This is a genomic window from Pseudomonas sp. GM50 (assembly GCF_000282375.1).
Classification (GTDB): domain Bacteria; phylum Pseudomonadota; class Gammaproteobacteria; order Pseudomonadales; family Pseudomonadaceae; genus Aquipseudomonas.
This window is the reverse complement of sequence record NZ_AKJK01000054.1, coordinates 1-19029: the sequence shown is the minus strand read 5'-3', so window position 1 is coordinate 19029 and position 19029 is coordinate 1. Positions and strand designations below refer to the sequence as shown.

Below are 19029 nucleotides of genomic sequence, written 5' to 3'. Positions count from 1 at the left end.
GCGCCGAGAGTAGCAGCTTTGCCAAGGGCCGACTAGAGCCAAAATCGGCCTCTACGGTCACATTTTTGACTCTTGACTATTCAATAGTCACTTTTAGAGCAAAAATTCTATAGCTCCTTGAAAGCCTTTGAAATCGGGGCTTCAGCCCCTTAAAAGCTTCGCGGGCAAGCCTCGCTCCTACAGGATTCGTGTCGTTCAGACCACTGAACCTGTAGGAGCGAGGCTTGCCCGCGAACCGCGCGAAGCGCGGCCATTCAACGATCAGGCGATATCCCGCAACTCCCGCCGCAGAATCTTGCCCACTGGTGTCATCGGCAACGACTCACGCAAGACGATGTGCTTGGGGACTTTGTACGCCGTGAAGTTTTCCTTGCAGTACGCCTTCAGCTCTTCAAGGCTGACCCCGGATTCACGGGCCACCACAAACAACTTCACCGCCTCACCCGAACGCTCGTCCGGCACGCCGATCACCGCGCAGTTGGCGACTTTCGGGTGGGCCATCACCACGTCTTCGATCTCGTTGGGGTACACGTTGAAGCCCGAGACGATGATCATGTCTTTCTTGCGATCGACGATGCGCACGAAACCGTCCGGGTCGATCACCCCGATGTCGCCCGACTTGAACCAGCCGTCGGCGTCCAGCACTTCGGCGGTGGCTTCGGGTTTCTGCCAGTAGCCCTTCATGATCTGCGGGCCCTTGATGCACAGTTCGCCACGCTCGCCCAGCGGCTGCTCGACGCCTTCATCGTTGATCACTTTCAGGGTCGTGCCCGGCACCGGCAGGCCGACCGTGCCGATGCGCGACTTGTCGCCGTAAGGGTTGGTGCAGGCCACCGGTGAGGTTTCGGTCAGGCCGTAACCTTCGGTGATGCGGCAACCGGTGAGCTGTTCCCAGCGCTCGGCGGTGGCCTTGACCAGCGCCGTGCCGCCGGAGTTGGTGAGCTTGAGACTGGAGAAATCCAGGCTCTTGAAGTCGGGATGGTCCATCAGCGCGACGAACAGCGTGTTAAGCCCCAGCAGCGCCGAAAACCGCCAGTTCTTCAGTTCCTTGATGAAGGCGCCAATGTCCCGTGGATTGGTGATCAGCACGTTGTGGTTGCCGGTCACCATCATGCACATGCAGTTCGCCGTGAAGGCATAGATGTGGTACAGCGGCAGCGGCGCGATCATCACTTCCTGGCCTTCGCGCAGCAGCGGCTGACCGTCAGCGCCGAATTGCCCCAGGCACGCCCGCGCCTGCTGCATGTTCGCCACCAGGTTACCGTGGGTCAGCATGGCGCCCTTGGCCAGCCCGGTGGTGCCGCCGGTGTATTGCAGCACGGCGATGTCGTCGAGGCCGACGTTCAGCGGTTTGATGCCCAGGCCCCGGCCCAGACGCAGCGCGCTTTTGAAAGAAATCGCCTGCGGCAAGGAATAGTCCGGGACCATTTTCTTGACCTTGGCGACCACGGTATTGATCAGCCAGCCCTTGGCGGTGGGCATCAGGTCGCCCATCTTCGCTTCAATCAGGTACTGGATGTCGGTGTCGGGCAGCACTTCCTGGACCTTCTGTCCGAACACGTTCAGGTAGACCAGCGCCCGGGCACCGGAGTCCTTGAACTGATGACGCATCTCCCGCGCGGTGTACAACGGGTTGGTATTGACCACGATCAGCCCGGCGCGCAAGGCACCGAACACGGCAATCGGGTAATGCAGGACATTGGGCATCTGCACCGCGATGCGATCCCCCGGCACCAGGTCGGTGTGGGCTTGCAGGTAACCGGCAAACGCGGCGCTGTAGCGCTCCAGTTCAGCGTAGGTCAGGGTCACGCCCATGTTGCTGAACGCCGGGCGATCGGCAAATTTCTTGCAGGAACGCTCGAACACCTCGATCACCGACTTATAGGCCCCAAGGTCGATATCCAGGGGCACGCCGGCCGGGCGTTTGTCATTCCAGAAATCAGGTTGCATTATTCTTGTCCTCTTTACCTGAGCCTATCCGGGGGCCGCTTTCTGTCACTTCTGAAAAAGCGGTGCTTCCCGGACACTAGCAGCTATGGTGAATCAGGCAAATATGCGCACGGTCGTCATTGATCGCGTGAATCTTGCTGCCCCGGCGTGGCCTGATCAGACGGTAGGCGTTGGATGCGCTATACAATGCAACGGGGCTGTTTCCCACCCAGCAGCCTCATGCAGCCCAACGCAAAGGAATCGCCATGATCCACGACACTTTCTGGCTGACCGCGAGTGACCGCAGCCGCCTCTTCGTCAACCAGTGGCTGCCGGCCGCGCCACTCAAGGCGGTGATCCTGCTGGCCCACGGCATGGCAGAACACAGCGGTCGCTACGCCCGCCTGGCGCAAGCATGCTGTGATCAGGACTACGGCGTTTATGCGCCGGACCTGCGTGGACATGGCAAAACTGCCGAAAACGGTACGCTGGGCCATTTCGCCGACGATGATGGCTGGTGCAAAGTGGTCGGCGACCTGGCCAGCCTTAACCAACATATCGGTCAACAGCATCCCGGCGTGCCGATCGTGCTGCTGGGCCACAGCATGGGCAGCTACATCGCCCAGGCTTACTTGCTGCACCACAGCGCCAGCTTGCACGGGGCGATTCTCAGCGGCTCGAACTTCCAGCCCGTGGCGCTCTATCGCGCAGCGCGACAGATTGCTCGTCTCGAACGCCTGCGCCAAGGGCCCAAGGGGCGCAGTGCGCTGATCGAATGGCTGTCGTTCGGCTCGTTCAACAAGAAATTCAAACCGGCGCGCACGCCGTTCGACTGGCTGAGCCGCGACCCGGCCGAAGTCGACAAATACGCCAATGACCCGCTCTGCGGCTTTCGTTGCACCAATCAGTTGTGGATCGATTTGCTCGGTGGCTTGCAGCAAATCAGCAAAGCGTCCAATCTCGCCCAGATCGATCGGGGCCTGCCGTTGCTGGTGATTGGCGGTGAATGTGATCCGGTGAGCGAAGGCAAACGTCTGAAAGATCTGGCCCACGCCCTGCGCGACGCTGGCTGCCAGAGCCTGCAACTGACTGTTTACCCGCAGGCCCGGCATGAACTGTTCAACGAGAGCAACCGCGACGAAGTGACGGCCGACGTGCTGAGCTGGATCGCCCAGGCCTTGAGCAACCGCCGGCCACCCAGAGCCGAATAGTTTTTTTGTGGATTTATTTAATTCGTCACAGGAATCGAGACAGATGACCCAGGTTACCAACACCCCTTACGAAGCCCTCGAAATCGGCCAGACCGCCAGCTACAGCAAGACCGTCGAAGAACGCGATATTCAGTTGTTCGCCGCGATGTCCGGTGATCACAACCCGGTGCACCTGGACGCCGAATTCGCTGCCGCCAGCATGTTCAAGGAGCGTATCGCCCACGGCATGTTCAGCGGCGCGTTGATCAGCGCGGCAGTCGCTTGCGAGTTGCCTGGGCCGGGGACTATTTATATCGGTCAGACGATGAGCTTTCAGAAGCCGGTGAAAATTGGCGACACGCTGACTGTGCGCCTGGAAATTCTCGAGAAACTGCCGAAGTTTCGTGTGCGTATCGCCACTCGGGTATTCAACCAGCGCGATGAATTGGTCGTGGATGGCGAGGCGGAGATTCTGGCGCCGCGCAAGCAACAGACCGTGACGTTGCCGACGTTGCCGGCGATCAGCATCGGCTGATTTACGGCTTATCTGCGGTCAGGATGGGCTTCTGTGGCGAGGGGGCTTGCCCCCCGTTGGGGTGCGAAACGCCCCTGAATCAAACACCGCGTTGTATCTGATCAAGCGCGGCGACAGGTTTACGACTGCTGCGCAGCCGAACGGGGGCAAGCCCCCTCGCCACAATGACCACAGCGCTGCAGTTCTTGTTGCCTACCTTCCTGCGCCTGCCCACTCGCCGTCATTCTCCACAAAAAAAACGCCAGACTGGCTGGCGTTTTTGGCAGGCAACGAACCCTTACGAACGTGCGCGAGCCTGATTACGCAGGGCTTTCACCTGATCGTGGTTGCGTTGTACGCCGTGATACTGACGTTCAACGATGTCACGAATGCCCACCAGGTTGTCCTTGTTGATTTTCTCCAGTGCGTCCTTGTAAGCCTTCAACGCGTGGTCTTCACCGCGCTCAGCTTCGTTCAACACAGCCTCTTCATCCTTGCCGGTGAACATCGCCTTCACGTCGACCCAGCGACGGTGCATATCGCCACTGACACTGGTGGAGGTTTCCGGATCACCGCCCAGGGAACGCACAGTGGCTTGCAGTTCGGCAGCGGCAGCCGCGCAGTCGGCGGAGCGCTGTATGAACAGGTTTTTGAGTTCTGGATTCTTGATGTCTTCAGCGCAAGTCTTGAACCCTTCCTGACCGTCTTTACTGGTTTCAATCAGGTCGTTGAGTACAGAGATCGCTTCTTTATTAATGTCGGTCATTTTTCAATTCCTCGCGGTTGATGAAAGATGCATTAAGTAATTGCATCCTGCATGCCAGCCTCGAACCGATTATTTTTTTCTTATATTTCAAATAGTTAAACTTAAATCAGAAATCTGTATCCGCTTTTTTTGCATGATCTGTCATTTGGCCTGCATGCAGAATGCCTGTATTTTCCAGACTGTTTTTGAATCAAGACGACTGATGATGAATCCCGAAAAGCTCGAACTCCTGATTACCCGCGAAATGCCCTTCGGCAAATACAAGGGCCGCATCATCGCCGACCTGCCCGGCCAGTACCTGAACTGGTTCGCTCGCGAAGGTTTCCCTCATGGCGAACTGGGCGGTTTGCTGGCCTTGATGCAGGAGATCGACCACAACGGCTTGTCGGAGTTGCTCGAACCGCTGCGCGCCAAACACGGCAAACCCGCCCCTCGCCACTGACTGTCCTACCTCACCGAGTAGCCCATGCCCGATAACACCCGCCGTGCCCGTGATGAAGTCTTTTGGCAGACCTTTGCCGACCGCTACGCTGTCGAACCCGGCCCCCTGAATCTGGAGAACGGTTACTTCGGGCGCATGTCACGCACGGTGGTCGAGGAGTATCAGCGCAACATCGAGCTGATCAACCGCGGCAACTCGGTGCATGTGCGCCAGCGCTTCGAACAGGGCGAAAGCGTCGGGATTCGCGCGCAACTGGCCGAGTTGATCGGTGCCCCCGCCGAAGCCGTCGCCCTCACCCGTAACGCCTCGGATGGCCTGCAATCGCTGATCCGCAACTACAACCGTCTGGAACCGGGCGATCAGGTACTGCTGTGCGATCTGGAGTACGACACGGTCAAGGGCGCAATGCGTTGGCTGGCGCGCTATCGAGGCGTGGAAGTGATCGAGATCGAACACCATCACCCCGCCAGTTTCGACAGTTTACTGGCCACTTACCGCGAAGCTTTCGTGCGTTATCCGCGACTGAAGCTGATGGCGCTTACCCACGTCACCCATCGCACCGGACTGGTGATGCCGGTGCAGGCGATTGCCGCTGCCGCCAGGGAACACGGGATCGATGTGATCCTCGACGGCGCCCATGCCCTCGGTCAGATCGAGTTCGATCTCGAGAAACTGGGCATCGCTTTTGCTGGCTACAACTTGCACAAATGGATCGGTGCGCCGCTGACTCTGGGCTTCATTTACATCGCACCCGAGCGCCTGACCGACATCGACCCGGACATGGGCGAGATGCATTTCCCGGTCACCGACATTCGCGCCCGCACGCCCTACAGCACGCCCAATATTCCGGCCCTGCTGACCCTGCCGCTGGTGTTCGAAGAACATCACGCCATGGGCGGTTCCGTCGCCAAGGGCACGCGGCTCAATTACCTGCGTAACCGATGGGTCGATGCCGTTCGGGGGCTGCCGGGGATCGAAATCATGACCCCGGATGACCCGCGCCTGTATTGCGGCATCACCTCGATGCGCTTTACCCGGCATGCCGATCAGCAGGTGATGGTCGAGCGACTGCTCAACGACTACAACCTGTTTACCGTGACACGCAGCGGCGCGGCGTGTGGCCCGTGCATCCGCATTACGCCGGGGCTCACCACCACGGCGGCCGACATGGATCGGCTGGCCCGGGCGCTGAATGAATTGCGCTGACGTCACACGGTGTACTTGTCGAAGTCCTCGGGCTTGATCTGCGAAGACACCGCGAACGTGTCGACACCGATGGTCATGTGCCCGAAAAAACCGTCTTCATTCGAGTCTCGACCGATGGCGTGAACGTTCAGGGTCGAGGCTTCGCCGCCCATGGTTTCGTAGAAAAAATCCTGATCGTTGGTCAGCGGTGAAGCGACTCGACCGCTGTACTCACGGGTGTTAAGTACCGACCTTGATGCAACCTGCGGCAAGTAAAGCTGCCCGACCCAAGCGACATGTCGCTCTTCCAGATAGTTGTTACCAACCGTGATGCGAACAGCAACATGGATATGCAAAGCGCGTCCGGCGTAATACCCCGGATAAATGGTGGTAAACCGCACGATGCCGTTTTTATCAGTGAATTGCCCACCGCGCAGGTAGGTATCGTCATCGGTGCGCGGAATCGAGCCGATATCACCGACATCGACTTCCTGGTCCGGATTGACCTTACTCCAGCCCGAATACGCCCCGCGTGCGTTGCAATGCCAGATATCGACCAGAGCCCCTGCGACCGGTTGACCGGTCATGGCATCGACGATTGTCAGTCGCAGCACCAAGGGGATGCCATCCATCCCTTCACTGATGTTTCGTCTGATCAGTTTCGGGTTTCGAAAATACGGGCCGGCGATCTGTTCGGGTGATAGCTGATAAACCAGTGATGGAGATGCAGCTGAGGTGTTGTCGTCCATGAGGTTCTCTCTTCCATAAGATGAACGCAGGTTAACGCTGGACGAGCGACGAGATGCGGTAACTATGTATCGCATGATGTCCCGTAGGAGCGAGGCTTGCCCGCGAAGGCGGTCTTCCAGCCACATCAATACTGAATGTACCGACGCCTTCGCGGGCAAGCCTCGCTCCTACAGGTTATTTTTTGGCAAAAAAAAACGGCGTGGCAGCCATAAGGGTTTTATTTCAGGCAAAAAAAAACGGTGCACCGACCAAGTGCACCGTAAAGCCGTAGAACACACAACGAAGTGTTTGGTAAAAATCCGGTGAATCAGTCCAGCAGGGCCAACGCCTCGGCGGTGCACTCCTGGATGCGGGCCCAGTCGCCGTTCTTGATCCACTCGGGGTCAAGCATCCAGCTACCGCCCACGCACATCACGTTTTTCAACGCCATGTAGCTCTTGATGTTGGCCGGGCTGACGCCGCCGGTCGGGCAGAATTTAACTTCGCCGAACGGGCCGCCCAGGGCCTTGATGGCCGCGACGCCGCCGCTGACTTCCGCCGGGAACAGCTTGAAGCGGCGATAACCCAGGCTATAGCCTTCCATGATGCCGGAGGCATTGCTGATGCCCGGCAACAGCGGGATCGGGCTGTTGACACTGGCTTCAAGCAGATCACGGGTGATACCCGGCGTAACGATGAATTGCGAACCCGCCGCTTCGGCAGCGGCCAGCATGCTGCGGTCAAGCACAGTACCGGCACCGGTCACCAGTTCCGGACGCTGCTCGCGCAGGATCTGGATCGCCTTGAGGCCGAACTGCGAACGCAGGGTCACTTCCAGCGCCGTCAGGCCACCGGCCGCCAGGGCGTCGGCCAATGGCAGCACGTCCTGCTCACGAGCGATGGTGATCACCGGCAGAATCCGCGCCTTGGCGCAGAGGCTGTCGATCAGGGCAACTTTGTCCGCCATGGAAACGGTCGGGGATGTGTTTGTCATAGCGGCTGATCCTTGGTTCATGGGCACCAGTAAATCTCTAACGTAGGTTGCAGAAACGCCCGAATCGGCATGGCGGCGACATCGTCACCGGCCAGTGCGGCATTCAGGGTGGTCAGCTTGGACTGACCGGAAATCGACAGAACGGTGTACTTCGCCGAGGCCAGCAGCGCGCGACTCATGGTCAGGCGTTGATGGGGCACGGTCGGCGCCAGCATCGGCCAGCAGCGACGGGTGCCATCGACGTTCAGGGCGTCGGCCAGGTTCGGGCTATTCGGGAACAGCGAGGCGGTGTGACCGTCGTCGCCCATACCGAGTATCAGCACGTCGATCGGCGGCAATTCCGCGAGCAAGCGATCCGCCTGCTCGGCGGCCAACTCAAGGTTCGCGGTGGCGCTGTACAGACTAAGGAACTGGGCCTTGGCCGCCGGGCCTTGCAACAGGTAACGCTTGAGCAGGCCAGCATTGCTGTCGGCATGCTCCACCGGCACCCAGCGCTCGTCAGCCAGGCTGACCACCACCTTCGACCAGTCCAGCTTCTGCTTGGCCAGGTGCTGGAAAAACGCCACCGGGCTGCGCCCACCGGACACCACCAGCGTCGCGGCGCCCTGTGCGGCAATCGCGTCACTCAGTTGCCGGGCTACCGTCAATGCCAGGCCTTCGGCCAGCAGCACCGGGCTCTTGAACTCATGGGCGCTGACGCCCTGAGGCAGTTTCAATTCAGATATCGCCATACCACGACCTCCCGTCCCGCGTGATCAGTGCAATGGAGCTCATCGGTCCCCAGGACCCGGCCGCGTACGGCTTGGGCGCATCACCGGATTTTTTCCACCCGGCGATCAACTGGTCACACCACTTCCACGCGGCTTCGATTTCATCTTTACGGACAAACAAATTCTGATTGCCGCGCATCACTTCCAGCAACAACCGCTCGTAGGCGTCGGGAATCCGCGCGCTACGCCAGGTGTCGGAAAAATTCAGCTGCAACGGACCGCTACGCAGCTGCATGCCCTTGTCCAGGCCTTGTTCTTTGGTCATCACGCGCAAGGAAATGCCTTCGTCCGGTTGCAGGCGGATGATCAGTTTGTTGCTGATCTGCAAGCGCTGCTCGGGGGCGAAGATGTAGTGCGACGGTTCCTTGAAGTGGATGACGATCTGCGACAGCTTTTGCGGCATGCGCTTACCGGTCCGCAGGTAAAACGGCACGCCGGCCCAGCGCCAGTTACGAATATCGGCACGCAGGGCGACGAAGGTTTCGGTGTCGCTCTGGGTGTTGGAATTAGGTTCCTCCAGATACCCGGGTACCGATTTGCCTTCGCTGTGACCGGCGATGTACTGCCCGCGCACCACTTGAGTGGTCAGGCCTTCCGGGCTGATCGGCGCCAACGCCTTGAGGACTTTGACTTTCTCGTCGCGGATGCTGTCGGCGGACAGGTCAGCCGGCGGGTCCATGGCGATCAGGCAGAGCAGTTGCAGCAGGTGATTCTGAATCATGTCCCGCAGCTGGCCGGCCTTGTCGAAATAGCCCCAACGGCCTTCGATCCCGACCTGCTCGGCCACGGTGATTTCCACGTGGGAGATGTAATTCTGGTTCCACTGGGTTTCGAACAGGCTGTTGGCGAAACGCAGGGCGATCAGGTTTTGTACGGTCTCTTTGCCCAGGTAGTGGTCGATGCGGTAGGTGCGGTTCTCCGGGAAGAACTGCGCCACGGCGTCGTTGACCTTGCGCGAGGATTCCAGGTCCGAACCGATGGGTTTTTCCAGCACCACACGGGTGTTTTCGGTCAGGCCGACCTTCGACAGGTTCTCGCAAATAGCGCCATAAACCGCCGCCGGGGTGGCGAAGTAAGCAATCACCCGCTGGGCACTGCCGGCCTGCTCGGCCAAGGCGACATAATCGTCAGCCTTGAGGAAGTCGACGTGCAGGTAGCTCAAACGGGCCAGGAAGCGCTCGACCACCGCTTCATCCAGCTCTTTGGCGCCCACGTAGCGGCGCAGCTCAGCGGCGATGAACGCCAGATGCTGTTGCTCGCTGCCGGGTTCACGGGCCAGCGCGATAATGCGCGTATCCTCATGAAGCAGGCCGGCACCATCGAGTTGATAGAGGGCAGGAAACAGCTTGCGCAGGGCTAGATCGCCGAGAGCGCCGAACAAGGCAAAGGTGCACGGTTCAACCGTAATCGAAGGCATGATGTTTGTTCTTTTATCAAGTTAAGCTACAAATACCTTTTTTCAAGGCATCACTCAAGGGAAAATGTAGTAATAACCACAACATTTTCGCAAAATACAGATTCCGAGTGGTGGTCGGTCGGAGCCATCAGTAGGATAGGCCACCGTTATGGGCCGTATCAAAGGCCCAATTTGCATTAGTCGAACGCTTATTTGCGCTGCTGACCTAAGGAACATGAAATGGATCGCGTGCGAAATTTACTGGAACAGATCCAGAATCGCCTTGAAGACCTGAATAAGGCTGAACGCAAAGTCGCCGAAGTGATTCTGCTCAACCCGGAGCAGGCCACCCGGTTCAGCATTGCCGCCCTCGCCCAGGCCTCAAAGGTCAGCGAGCCGACGGTCAACCGTTTCTGCCGCTCGTTCGGCGTCAGCGGCTACCCGGAACTGAAACTGCAGCTGGCCCAGAGCCTGGCCAGTGGCGCGGCGTATGTCAGCCGGGCGGTTGAAGCCGATGACAATCCGGAAGCGTATACGAAAAAGATTTTCGGCAGCGCCATCGCCTCCTTGGACAGTGCGTTACAGGCGCTTGACCCGAACCTGATCAGCCGCGCCGTCGACCTGTTGATTCAGGCCCGGCAGATCCACTTCTTCGGCCTCGGCGCCTCGGCCCCGGTGGCACTGGACGCGCAGCACAAGTTCTTCCGCTTCAATCTGGCGGTGACTGCCCATGCCGACGTGCTGATGCAACGCATGATCGCCTCGGTGGCCCACACCGGTGAGTTGTTCGTGATCATTTCCTACACCGGCCGCACCCGTGAACTGGTGGAAGTGGCGCGCATCGCCCGGGAAAACGGTGCTTCGGTGCTGGGCCTGACGGCAGAGGGTTCGCCGTTGGCCAAGGCCAGTACCTTGAGCCTGAACATTCCGCTGCCGGAAGACACCGACATCTATATGCCGATGACGTCACGGATCATTCAGCTGACCGTACTCGACGTGCTCGCCACCGGCATGACCCTGCGCCGAGGTGTGGATTTCCAGCCGCATTTGCGTAAGATCAAGGAAAGCCTGAATGCCAGTCGGTATCCGATTGGGGATGAATTTAATTAGTCCGATAGCTCTATTGCCTGCTTGGGCCTCTTCGCGGGCAAGCCTCGCTCCTACAGGATTCGCGCCGGTCAGCAAATCGGCGACATTCCGTAGGAGCGAGGCTTGCCCGCGAAGAGGTCAGCCGCAACAGCGAAGGTCTTGAGCTAAGCCCCAACCCGCGCCTGCAAACTCAAATGCGCCCGCTCACCCGGTGCCAGGCTCAAGCTGTCGGTCCCGCCGCTGGCCGCTTCCACACAGACGAACTCTAAAATCTCGTTCCAGCTCACGCCCAGCAACGGCCGCGAGCCCGGATGCCAGACCACCGTGTCCGCATGGTCACCGGTGTCGATGCACAATTGCCGTTGCCAGGCGTGGTCCTTGAGCTGCAATTCGCCGTCATGCTGGAACACTCGCTGACAACCGCCGTCGACCCGCAACTCGCCTTCCTGCTGACAAACCTGGCGGCTCAACTGGTCATAACCTTGCGCGCCATCGAGCCCAGACAGCGCTACCTCGCCCACGTCACCAATACGCCAATAGGCGTGCAACGCCTGGCTCAACTGGCACGGCATGTCGTCCTGATGCTCGGTGCTCAGGTGCAAATCCATGCGTTCACCCAAGTGCGCGTGCAAGTCCACTTGCCAGTCGCACAGCTGTAACTGCCAGTGCAGGTGCACGCCATCGTCATCACTGCTGCTGTCGAGCAGTTTCCAGTCGAGCAAACGCGCCCAGCCATGGGACGGCCAGGCGTTTTCGCTCGGATGACGGCCGTACCACGGCCAGCACACCGGCACACCGCCGCGAATCGCACCGACATGCGGCCACTTCGCCGCGCACCACAGCCAGGGTTTCTGACCCTTGGGCTGGAAGTGCAGCAGCTGTGCGCCCTGCCGACTGAACACCGCCTGACACAGCGGATGGTCGATCACCAGCACATCGCGCATCTGATAGCGCTCCCACGCAAACACCGGACGTTCGCGCAAGGATTTGAAGAAGCGTTGTAGCGGATGCTCAAGCATGTGCCACGGTCCTGAAAATCATTGGTGTACTCGTACTCTTATGCCCAGTGAACCACTGTGGCGAGGGGGCTTGCCCCCGTTCGGCTGCGAAGCAGTCGTAAAACCAGAAAAACGCGAATTACCTGGAACACTGTGGTGGATGATTTTGGGGCTGCTTCGCAACCCAACGGGGATAAATCCCCTCGCCACAAAAACCTCATGCCACAGCAAGCTCCTAGCCACACAAAAAAAAGCGGACAGCCATGGCCGTCCGCAAATATGCGCACATAGAGAGGAGCTTATCGCAACAGCGTTAGAACACCGACTGAATTTTCAGGCCGGCGACCAGTGCGTTGTCGACTTCATCCACACCGCCCGGGTGAGTGATGTATTGCAGGTTAGGACGTACGGTCAGCCAGTTGGTAACGTGGAAACCGTAGTTGATTTCGTAGTTGTACTCGGTGGTACGCAGCGGCGAGAACAGCGGATCTTCGTAGTCGGTGACACCATTGGCGGCGTTGACCAATTCGGCGTTTTTCTTCACGTCATCGTTGACATGGATACGGGCAAAACCGATTCCGACGTCATCTTTAGGACGCGCATCGAACGGCCCCTTGTACACAAACATCAGCGACTGGTAGTTGTCGACGAAGTTGGTGTCCTTGTCGTGGAAGGTGGCGTTGGCCGCGATGTTCAGACCGCGGGAAGCATCACCGTTGTGGGTGGTGAGTTGTTGCTGCGCGACAAACCAGTAGCCATGCTTGCTGTCGTGGCTGCGATAGGCATTGCCGCTGGTTGCCGCATCATTGCCGCTGTCATCTTTACGGACGTCGTCGGCATCGGCCGTGCTCTTGTAGTAACCGACACGGTATTCGCCCGGCAGGTTGTTGACCTTCGGTGACCAGACCAGTTCGACCGGCAAGACGGTGCCCTTGGTACCACTGCCGCTGAGCTTGAAGCCGTTACCGTGCTCCAGTTGCGATGGGTTCTGGTTGTACGCGCCGATCTGCGCATAGAACTCAGGCGTGATGTTGTATTTCACGCGAACCGCTGCCTGCATGACCGGCCAGTTGTACCAGATACCGGTCGCCCAGTTACCCGCTTGTGAACCGCAGAACGCCAGGTTCTGGAACTCGCAAGGGAAGGTGTTGAAGTCTTCGCCTTCGCCGAAGTAACCAGCCTTGACGTCCAGTTTACCGTCGAGGAACTGGTGCTTGATCCACAATTGGGTCAAGCGGACCATATGACCACGGCCGTAGACTTCCTGGGAGGAACTCAAGGTGCCGGCACGCGGGTCGCCGACACGGTCATTGGAGATGTTCTGACCGTTACGGTTGGTAAGTTGAATTTTTGCCTGGGTGTTATCCCAGCCCCACAGTTTTTCCAGGTCCAGCGCCACGCCAAGGCCAAACTGGTCGGCGTAACGCGCCGTCTTGTCGTCGTTGTAGCCGCCATGCAGGTTGGCGCCCACTTCACCGACGTAGTCGGCCTTGATGTCGATACCTTGTTCGATCAGCCTGGTACGCTCACCACCCCAATCCCCGGTCATCCACTGCGAGTCGGCACTGAACGCGTCAGCCGCGTGTGCGCTACCGGCCATCGTCATCATCGCAAGCGCTGACAATTGGCAGATAAGCTGAGCGTTGTTCTTCTTCTTCATCCCTACATCCTCGTCTTTATTGTTATTAACTGTTTTTATCTAACGCGGTTTACATCGATTGCGACGCACGACAGTCCGGGCGTCACGGATCCCCCTGTGGGAGCGAGCTTGTGGCGAGGGGGCTTGCCCCCGTTGGGGCGCGAAGCACCCCTGAAACCAGTCACCGCGATCCAGGATTAGAAAGCAGTGACCGGTTTACGACTGCTTCGCAGTCGAACGGGGGCAAGCCCCCTCGCCACAAAAGCTCGCTCCCACATTTTTTGATCTTCAGCGGCCTTTGAATTGGGCTACGTTGGCGCTGTGAGCTTCGGTTTTTGGCAGGCCGGCCACCCCCAGGCGTTCACCGGTCTTGGCATCGAACAACAGCACTTTCGATGGATCGAATTGCAGGGTCAGGGTCTCGCCCACGGCCGGCGCGACGTCCGGTGCCAGGCGGCAGCAGACTTTGGTGTCGTTGAGATTGACGAACACCAGGGTGTCGGGGCCGGTCGGCTCGGTGACCTGCACTTCGGCGCGAATGGTCGGCAAACCATTCGGTTCGCCGTTCGCCAGCACGATCTGCTCCGGGCGCATGCCGAGGATCACTTCGCGGTCTTCGAGCCCGGCGTCCTGCATGCCCAGCGGCAATTCGCAGCGCGCCTGACCGCTGTCGAGCAGCGCTACCAGACGACCGTCCTTGCGTTGCAAACGCAGAGGAATGAAGTTCATCGGCGGCGAACCGATGAAGCTCGCCACGAACAGGTTGGCCGGGTTGTTATAGATGTCTTTTGGCGTGCCGAACTGCTGAATGATCCCGTCCTTCATCACCGCCACTTTGTCGCCCAGGGTCATGGCTTCGATCTGGTCGTGAGTCACGTAGACCGTGGTGGTTTTCAGGCGCTGGTGCATCAGTTTCATTTCGGTGCGCATCTCGACCCGCAGCTTGGCGTCGAGGTTGGACAGCGGTTCATCGAACAGGTAAATCTTCGGCCGCCGCGCCAGCGCCCGGCCCATGGCCACGCGCTGTTGTTGCCCACCGGAGAGTTGACCCGGTTTGCGGCTAAGCAGGTGTTCGATTTGCAGCAGCTTGGCCACGCGAGCGACTTCTTCGTCGATTTCAGCGGCCGGCATTTTGCGAATCTTCAGGCCGAACGCGATGTTGTCGCGCACGCTCATGGTCGGGTACAGCGCGTAGGACTGAAACACCATGGCGATGTCGCGATCTTTCGGGCTCATGCCGCTGATGTCGGCGTCGTCCACCAGGATCGCGCCGCCGCTGATGTTTTCAAGTCCCGCGATGCAGTTCATCAAGGTGGATTTGCCACAGCCTGATGGACCGACCAGGATCAGGAACTCACCGTCATTGATCTTCAGTTCGATATTTTTCAGGGTGTCCGGCAAACCGGCACCGTAGGTCTTGTTGACGTTGCGTAATTCGAGAGTTGCCATGTTCTACCCCTTGACCGCGCCGGACGTCAGCCCACGCAGGAAATACTTGCCAGCGAATATGTAGACCAGCAGTGTCGGCAGCCCGGCGATCATCGCGGCGGCCATATCAACGTTGTATTCCTTGGCCCCGGTGCTGGTGTTGACCAGGTTGTTCAGGGCCACGGTAATTGGCTGGGCATCGCCACTGGCGAAGACCACGCCGAACAGGAAGTCATTCCAGATTTGCGTGAACTGCCAGATCAGGCAGACCATCACGATCGGGATCGACATCGGCAGCAGGATCTTCCAGAAAATCGTGAAGAAGCCCGCGCCATCCAGCCGCGCCGCCTTGACCAGCGCATCCGGAATGCTCACGTAGTAGTTACGGAAGAACAGCGTGGTGAACGCCAGGCCGTAGACCACGTGCACCAGCACCAGGCCCGTGGTGGTGTTGGCCAGGCCGATCTTGCCGAGGGTGAACGAGGCTGGCAGCAGCACGGTCTGGAACGGCAGGAAGCAGCCGAACAACAACAGGCCGAAGAACAGTTGCGAACCACGGAAGCGCCACATCGACAGCACGTAGCCGTTCATGGCACCGATGAACGTAGAGATCAGTACCGCCGGCACGGTGATTTTCACCGAGTTCCAGAAGTAGCTGCCGACACTGTCCCAGGCCTTGATCCAGCCGATGCCATCAATCACTTGCGGCAGGCTCAACAGGTTGCCGGTGCGGATGTCTTCCGGGGATTTGAAACTGGTCAGCAGCATCACCACCAGCGGGACCAAATAGATCGCCGCGGCCAGCAACAAGGTTGCGTAGATTGCGATGCGGCTGAAGCTGATCGCCGGTTTTCCGAGTTGATTACTCATGGCGTTTGCCTCGCAATTCGGAGTACAGGTACGGCACCAGAATCGCCAGGATCGCGCCGAGCATCATCATGGCGCTCGCCGAACCAATGCCCATCTGGCCACGGCTGAAAGTGAAGGAGTACATGAACATCGCCGGCAGGTCGGACGAGTAGCCCGGGCCACCCGCGGTCATTGCCGCCACCAGGTCGAAGCTCTTGATCGCGATGTGCGCGAGGATCATGAAGGCGCTGAAGAACACCGGGCGCAGGCTCGGCAATACGATCTTCAAGTAGATGGTCGGCAGGCTCGCACCGTCGACTTGCGCCGCGCGGATGATCGATTGATCGACGCCACGCAGGCCGGCCAGGAACATCGCCATCACAAACCCGGAGGCTTGCCACACCGCGGCGATCACCAGGCAATACACCACGCGATCCTGATCCACCAGCCAGTCGAGACGGAAGCCTTCCCAGCCCCAGTCACGCAGCATTTTGTCCAGGCCCAGGCCCGGGTTGAGCAGCCATTTCCACGCGGTACCGGTAACGATCATCGAGAGCGCCATCGGGTACAGGTAAACGGTGCGGATGAAGCCTTCCTTGCGAATACGCTGATCCAGCAGCACCGCGAGGAACACGCCCAGCACCAGGCTGATGCCGATGAACATGCCGCCGAACACCGCGAGGTTCTTGCTCGCGACCCACCAGCGATCGTTGTCCATCAAGCGAATGTATTGCTGCAGGCCGACCCACTTGTAGCTCGGCATGAAGCTGGAATTGGTGAAGGACAGAACAAATGTCCAGATGATGTAACCGTAAAAACCAACCAGGACGATCAGCATGCTCGGCGCCAAAACCAGTTTGGGGAGCCAGCGCTGCAATGCGTCGAACGGTGAGGCTTTGCTGAAAACCGCCACAGAGCTCATCGGGATAATCCAGGTGAAGAGAAATGAAATCGGCACGGCGATCCCTTGTGGGAGCGGGCTTTTGTGGGAGCTGGCTTGCCTGCGATGGCATCAACTCGGTTTGAAGTTAAACCGAGTTGCCTGCATCGCGGGCAAGCCCGACTCCCACATAAGCCCCATTCCCACAGGGGTCACGCGGCGTCAGGGATTACTGGGCAGCTTTGACGGCCGACGCCAGTTGCTTGCTGGCCGTCGCCGGATCAGCGTTCTTGTCGTTCATGAAGTTGGTCACCACATCAAAGATCGCGCCCTGCACGGCCAGGGACGTGGCCATGTTGTGCGCCATGCTCGGTTGCAGGCCGCCGGTCTTCTCGTCAGCCAGGAAATCCTTGGCGGACGCTTGAGCGCAAGAATCGAAGCCCAGCGCGCTCATGTCGTTAAGCATGTCGGTACGCACCGGGATCGAGCCTTTGTTGATGCTGAAGACTTTCTGGAAGTCTTTGCCCAGAGCGACCTTGGCCAGGTCTTGCTGGGCGGCGATGTCGCCTTTGCGATCGGCTTTGAGCTTGAACACGGCCATCGAGTCGATGTTGTAGGTGAAGGCTTTTTCAGTGCCTGGGAACGGCACGCACTGGTAGTCCTTGCCTGCGACTTTCTTGGCTGCGGTCCATTCGCTCTTGGCCCAGTCGCCCATCATCTGCATGCCGGCCTTGCCGTTGATGACGTCGGCTGCAGCGATGTTCCAGTCACGACCGGCGCGGTTCGGGTCCATGTAGCCGGTGATTTTTTTCAGCTCGGTGAAGGCCTTGGCCATCTCGGGCCCCGAGAGGGTTTTCTGATCCAGATCGACCAGGGCTTTCTTGTAACCGTCTGCGCCCATGACCGAGAGCACCACGTCTTCAAACACGGTGCTGTCCTGCCAAGGCTGGCCACCGTGGGCAAGCGCAATGAAGCCGGCGGCTTTGAGCTTGTCGCCAGCGGCATAGAATTCTTCGAGGGTGGTCGGCGCTTTTTCGATCCCGGCTTTCTTGAAGACTTCCGGGTTGATCCACAGCCAGTTGACGCGGTGGATGTTCACCGGCACGGCGACGTAATCGCCTTCGTATTTCACGGTGTCGGAGACTTTCTTGATCAGCAGGTTATCCCAGCCTTCGGACTTGGAAACCTCTTTGAGGGTGTCGGTGCTGAGCAGGCCAGTGCTGCCCCACTCCTGGATGTCCGGCCCCTTGATCTGGGCTACGCCCGGCGGGTTACCGGCCACGGCGCGGCTTTTGAGTACGGTCATGGCCGTGGAGCCGCCACCACCGGCGACTGCGCCGTCTTTCCAGGTGAAGCCGTCTTTTTCGACTTGGGCCTTGAGCACATCGACGGCCGCTTTTTCACCACCAGACGTCCACCAGTGAACGACTTCCACCGAACCTTTGGCATCGGCGGCAAGGGCACTGACGGGAAATGCTGCAACAGGAAGCAGTGAGGCGAGAGAAATGACAGTAGCGAGGCGAGAAATCGCATTCATCTAGTAGTACCTTTCTTGTTGTTATGCATGCAAGTCTGGTGCTTGCGCTGCATAGGATTCTAAACAGGGGATGCCCCTTCGCAGGTAACGAAGGGACGCGCGAATGTCACCACATGGTTACACAGCAACGCTCTGGGACAACTGCGCCAGCGCACTGGCCATGCTCGGTGCCAGTGGCAGGCGCGGGATCAAAACGGCTTGCCAGGCGTGATACAGGTCGGGTTTGCCGGCCCAGATATCGGCGCTCGGACGGTTCAGAGGATCGAGTTCGTGATGCCAGCTGCCATCGCAACGGTCAATGAAATGACTGTCACAGAATTCCCAAAACAGTCGGTACCAGCGCTCGTATTGCTCGTCGCCGGTGCGTTTGAGCAGCGCACTGGCGGCGGCGCTGGCTTCGCAATGAGTCCAGTGCAAGCGATGGCGAACCACCGCACGGTTATCCCAATCGAGGGTGTAGACAATCCCCGGCGCACCGTCGACGTCCCAGCCGTGACGGCAATTGTGCTCGAAGAGTTTTTGCGCATCGGTTGCCAGCCAGCCCGGTGTGAGTATCCCGGCCTGCACCCGCGCCGCTTCAAGATGCAGCAACAGCCGCGCCCATTCGAAACCATGGCCCGGCGTGGTGCCGTAAGGGCGGAAACCGTCAGCCGGGTTGTCGTGGTTGTAGTCGCGTAGCGGCTGCCAGTCGCGG

18 protein-coding genes are annotated in these 19029 nt (G+C 59.2%); 5 read left to right on the top strand and 13 right to left on the bottom strand.

The genetic code is table 11. The features are described from left to right. Nucleotides 1-261 precede the first annotated feature (261 nt). On the bottom strand, nucleotides 262-1950 hold the full coding sequence (gene fadD2 / locus PMI30_RS16170) for a long-chain-fatty-acid--CoA ligase FadD2 (protein ID WP_008009478.1): 1689 nt from the start codon (nucleotides 1948-1950) through the stop codon (nucleotides 262-264). A gap of 245 nt (nucleotides 1951-2195) precedes the next feature. On the opposite strand from fadD2, the gene PMI30_RS16175 reads away from it, so the two are divergent. After that, complete coding sequence (locus PMI30_RS16175; protein ID WP_008009475.1) at nucleotides 2196-3140, top strand: alpha/beta hydrolase; 945 nt, start codon at nucleotides 2196-2198, stop codon at nucleotides 3138-3140. Between the two features lie 43 nt (nucleotides 3141-3183). Further along, the gene (locus PMI30_RS16180; RefSeq protein ID WP_007934748.1) at nucleotides 3184-3654 is read left to right on the top strand and encodes a MaoC family dehydratase; all 471 of its coding nucleotides are present in this window, start codon (nucleotides 3184-3186) and stop codon (nucleotides 3652-3654) included. Nucleotides 3655-3931: 277 nt separating this feature from the next. On the opposite strand, the gene PMI30_RS16185 is transcribed toward PMI30_RS16180, so the two are convergent. Continuing rightward, on the bottom strand, nucleotides 3932-4399 hold the full coding sequence (locus PMI30_RS16185; RefSeq protein WP_008009472.1) for a PA2169 family four-helix-bundle protein: 468 nt from the start codon (nucleotides 4397-4399) through the stop codon (nucleotides 3932-3934). Nucleotides 4400-4604: 205 nt separating this feature from the next. Between PMI30_RS16185 and PMI30_RS16190 the strand changes: the two genes are divergently transcribed. Then, nucleotides 4605-4841: a DUF3820 family protein gene (locus PMI30_RS16190; protein ID WP_007949456.1), complete on the top strand. Its 237-nt coding sequence runs from the start codon at nucleotides 4605-4607 to the stop codon at nucleotides 4839-4841. 24 nt (nucleotides 4842-4865) lie between these two features. Then, nucleotides 4866-6047 (top strand): aminotransferase class V-fold PLP-dependent enzyme, encoded by a 1182-nt coding sequence (locus PMI30_RS16195; protein ID WP_008009470.1) that lies wholly within the window; start codon nucleotides 4866-4868, stop codon nucleotides 6045-6047. A 2-nt stretch (nucleotides 6048-6049) separates the two neighbouring features. On the opposite strand, the gene PMI30_RS16200 is transcribed toward PMI30_RS16195, so the two are convergent. From PMI30_RS16200 to zwf, 4 genes are all read right to left on the bottom strand, one after another. Next, nucleotides 6050-6775 carry an intradiol ring-cleavage dioxygenase gene (locus tag PMI30_RS16200; RefSeq protein WP_008009468.1) on the bottom strand — a complete coding sequence of 242 codons (726 nt, stop codon included), beginning with the start codon at nucleotides 6773-6775 and terminating at the stop codon, nucleotides 6050-6052. A gap of 308 nt (nucleotides 6776-7083) precedes the next feature. Beyond that, nucleotides 7084-7749, bottom strand: a complete 666-nt coding sequence (locus tag PMI30_RS16205; protein WP_007902383.1) for a bifunctional 4-hydroxy-2-oxoglutarate aldolase/2-dehydro-3-deoxy-phosphogluconate aldolase — start codon at nucleotides 7747-7749, stop codon at nucleotides 7084-7086. A 17-nt stretch (nucleotides 7750-7766) separates the two neighbouring features. Beyond that, nucleotides 7767-8480, bottom strand: a complete 714-nt coding sequence (gene pgl, locus PMI30_RS16210) for a 6-phosphogluconolactonase (protein WP_008009466.1) — start codon at nucleotides 8478-8480, stop codon at nucleotides 7767-7769. Next, on the bottom strand, nucleotides 8467-9936 hold the full coding sequence (gene zwf, locus PMI30_RS16215) for a glucose-6-phosphate dehydrogenase (protein ID WP_008009464.1): 1470 nt from the start codon (nucleotides 9934-9936) through the stop codon (nucleotides 8467-8469). Before zwf ends, pgl begins: the two co-directional genes overlap by 14 nt. A 228-nt stretch (nucleotides 9937-10164) precedes the next feature. On the opposite strand from zwf, the gene PMI30_RS16220 reads away from it, so the two are divergent. Further along, on the top strand, nucleotides 10165-11025 hold the full coding sequence (locus PMI30_RS16220) for a MurR/RpiR family transcriptional regulator (RefSeq protein WP_173667542.1): 861 nt from the start codon (nucleotides 10165-10167) through the stop codon (nucleotides 11023-11025). A gap of 143 nt (nucleotides 11026-11168) precedes the next feature. Here PMI30_RS16220 and PMI30_RS16225 read toward each other — a convergent pair whose 3' ends face one another. From PMI30_RS16225 to PMI30_RS16255, 7 genes are all read right to left on the bottom strand, one after another. Continuing rightward, a complete protein-coding gene (locus PMI30_RS16225) occupies nucleotides 11169-12023 on the bottom strand; it encodes a D-hexose-6-phosphate mutarotase (protein WP_008009461.1) in 855 nt (284 codons plus the stop codon). 292 nt (nucleotides 12024-12315) lie between these two features. Then, nucleotides 12316-13662, bottom strand: a complete 1347-nt coding sequence (locus PMI30_RS16230) for a carbohydrate porin (RefSeq protein WP_008009458.1) — start codon at nucleotides 13660-13662, stop codon at nucleotides 12316-12318. Between the two features lie 267 nt (nucleotides 13663-13929). Continuing rightward, nucleotides 13930-15090, bottom strand: coding sequence for an ABC transporter ATP-binding protein (locus tag PMI30_RS16235; RefSeq protein WP_008009456.1), 1161 nt, complete (start codon nucleotides 15088-15090; stop codon nucleotides 13930-13932). 3 nt (nucleotides 15091-15093) lie between these two features. Beyond that, on the bottom strand, nucleotides 15094-15939 hold the full coding sequence (locus PMI30_RS16240) for a carbohydrate ABC transporter permease (RefSeq protein ID WP_008009453.1): 846 nt from the start codon (nucleotides 15937-15939) through the stop codon (nucleotides 15094-15096). After that, nucleotides 15932-16840 carry a carbohydrate ABC transporter permease gene (locus PMI30_RS16245; RefSeq protein ID WP_007902369.1) on the bottom strand — a complete coding sequence of 303 codons (909 nt, stop codon included), beginning with the start codon at nucleotides 16838-16840 and terminating at the stop codon, nucleotides 15932-15934. Before PMI30_RS16245 ends, PMI30_RS16240 begins: the two co-directional genes overlap by 8 nt. 187 nt (nucleotides 16841-17027) lie before the next feature. Continuing rightward, nucleotides 17028-18335, bottom strand: a complete 1308-nt coding sequence (locus PMI30_RS16250) for an ABC transporter substrate-binding protein (protein WP_007902368.1) — start codon at nucleotides 18333-18335, stop codon at nucleotides 17028-17030. Between the two features lie 117 nt (nucleotides 18336-18452). Beyond that, a partial coding sequence (locus tag PMI30_RS16255) for an AGE family epimerase/isomerase (protein ID WP_007902367.1) occupies nucleotides 18453-19029 on the bottom strand: 577 nt, incomplete at its 5' end.

What these genes read in the sequence shown, in the direction of transcription:
- fadD2 (WP_008009478.1), bottom strand. Translation starts at nt 1,950, where the DNA reads ATGCAACCTGATTTCTGGAATGACAAACGCCCGGCCGGCGTGCCCCTG.
- zwf (WP_008009464.1), bottom strand. Translation starts at nt 9,936, where the DNA reads ATGCCTTCGATTACGGTTGAACCGTGCACCTTTGCCTTGTTCGGCGCT.
- PMI30_RS16190 (WP_007949456.1), top strand. Translation starts at nt 4,605, where the DNA reads ATGAATCCCGAAAAGCTCGAACTCCTGATTACCCGCGAAATGCCCTTC.
- PMI30_RS16175 (WP_008009475.1), top strand. Translation starts at nt 2,196, where the DNA reads ATGATCCACGACACTTTCTGGCTGACCGCGAGTGACCGCAGCCGCCTC.
- PMI30_RS16235 (WP_008009456.1), bottom strand. Translation starts at nt 15,090, where the DNA reads ATGGCAACTCTCGAATTACGCAACGTCAACAAGACCTACGGTGCCGGT.
- PMI30_RS16240 (WP_008009453.1), bottom strand. Translation starts at nt 15,939, where the DNA reads ATGAGTAATCAACTCGGAAAACCGGCGATCAGCTTCAGCCGCATCGCA.
- PMI30_RS16245 (WP_007902369.1), bottom strand. Translation starts at nt 16,840, where the DNA reads ATGAGCTCTGTGGCGGTTTTCAGCAAAGCCTCACCGTTCGACGCATTG.
- PMI30_RS16250 (WP_007902368.1), bottom strand. Translation starts at nt 18,335, where the DNA reads ATGAATGCGATTTCTCGCCTCGCTACTGTCATTTCTCTCGCCTCACTG.
- pgl (WP_008009466.1), bottom strand. Translation starts at nt 8,480, where the DNA reads ATGGCGATATCTGAATTGAAACTGCCTCAGGGCGTCAGCGCCCATGAG.
- PMI30_RS16185 (WP_008009472.1), bottom strand. Translation starts at nt 4,399, where the DNA reads ATGACCGACATTAATAAAGAAGCGATCTCTGTACTCAACGACCTGATT.
- PMI30_RS16180 (WP_007934748.1), top strand. Translation starts at nt 3,184, where the DNA reads ATGACCCAGGTTACCAACACCCCTTACGAAGCCCTCGAAATCGGCCAG.
- PMI30_RS16200 (WP_008009468.1), bottom strand. Translation starts at nt 6,775, where the DNA reads ATGGACGACAACACCTCAGCTGCATCTCCATCACTGGTTTATCAGCTA.
- PMI30_RS16230 (WP_008009458.1), bottom strand. Translation starts at nt 13,662, where the DNA reads ATGAAGAAGAAGAACAACGCTCAGCTTATCTGCCAATTGTCAGCGCTT.
- PMI30_RS16205 (WP_007902383.1), bottom strand. Translation starts at nt 7,749, where the DNA reads ATGACAAACACATCCCCGACCGTTTCCATGGCGGACAAAGTTGCCCTG.
- PMI30_RS16225 (WP_008009461.1), bottom strand. Translation starts at nt 12,023, where the DNA reads ATGCTTGAGCATCCGCTACAACGCTTCTTCAAATCCTTGCGCGAACGT.
- PMI30_RS16195 (WP_008009470.1), top strand. Translation starts at nt 4,866, where the DNA reads ATGCCCGATAACACCCGCCGTGCCCGTGATGAAGTCTTTTGGCAGACC.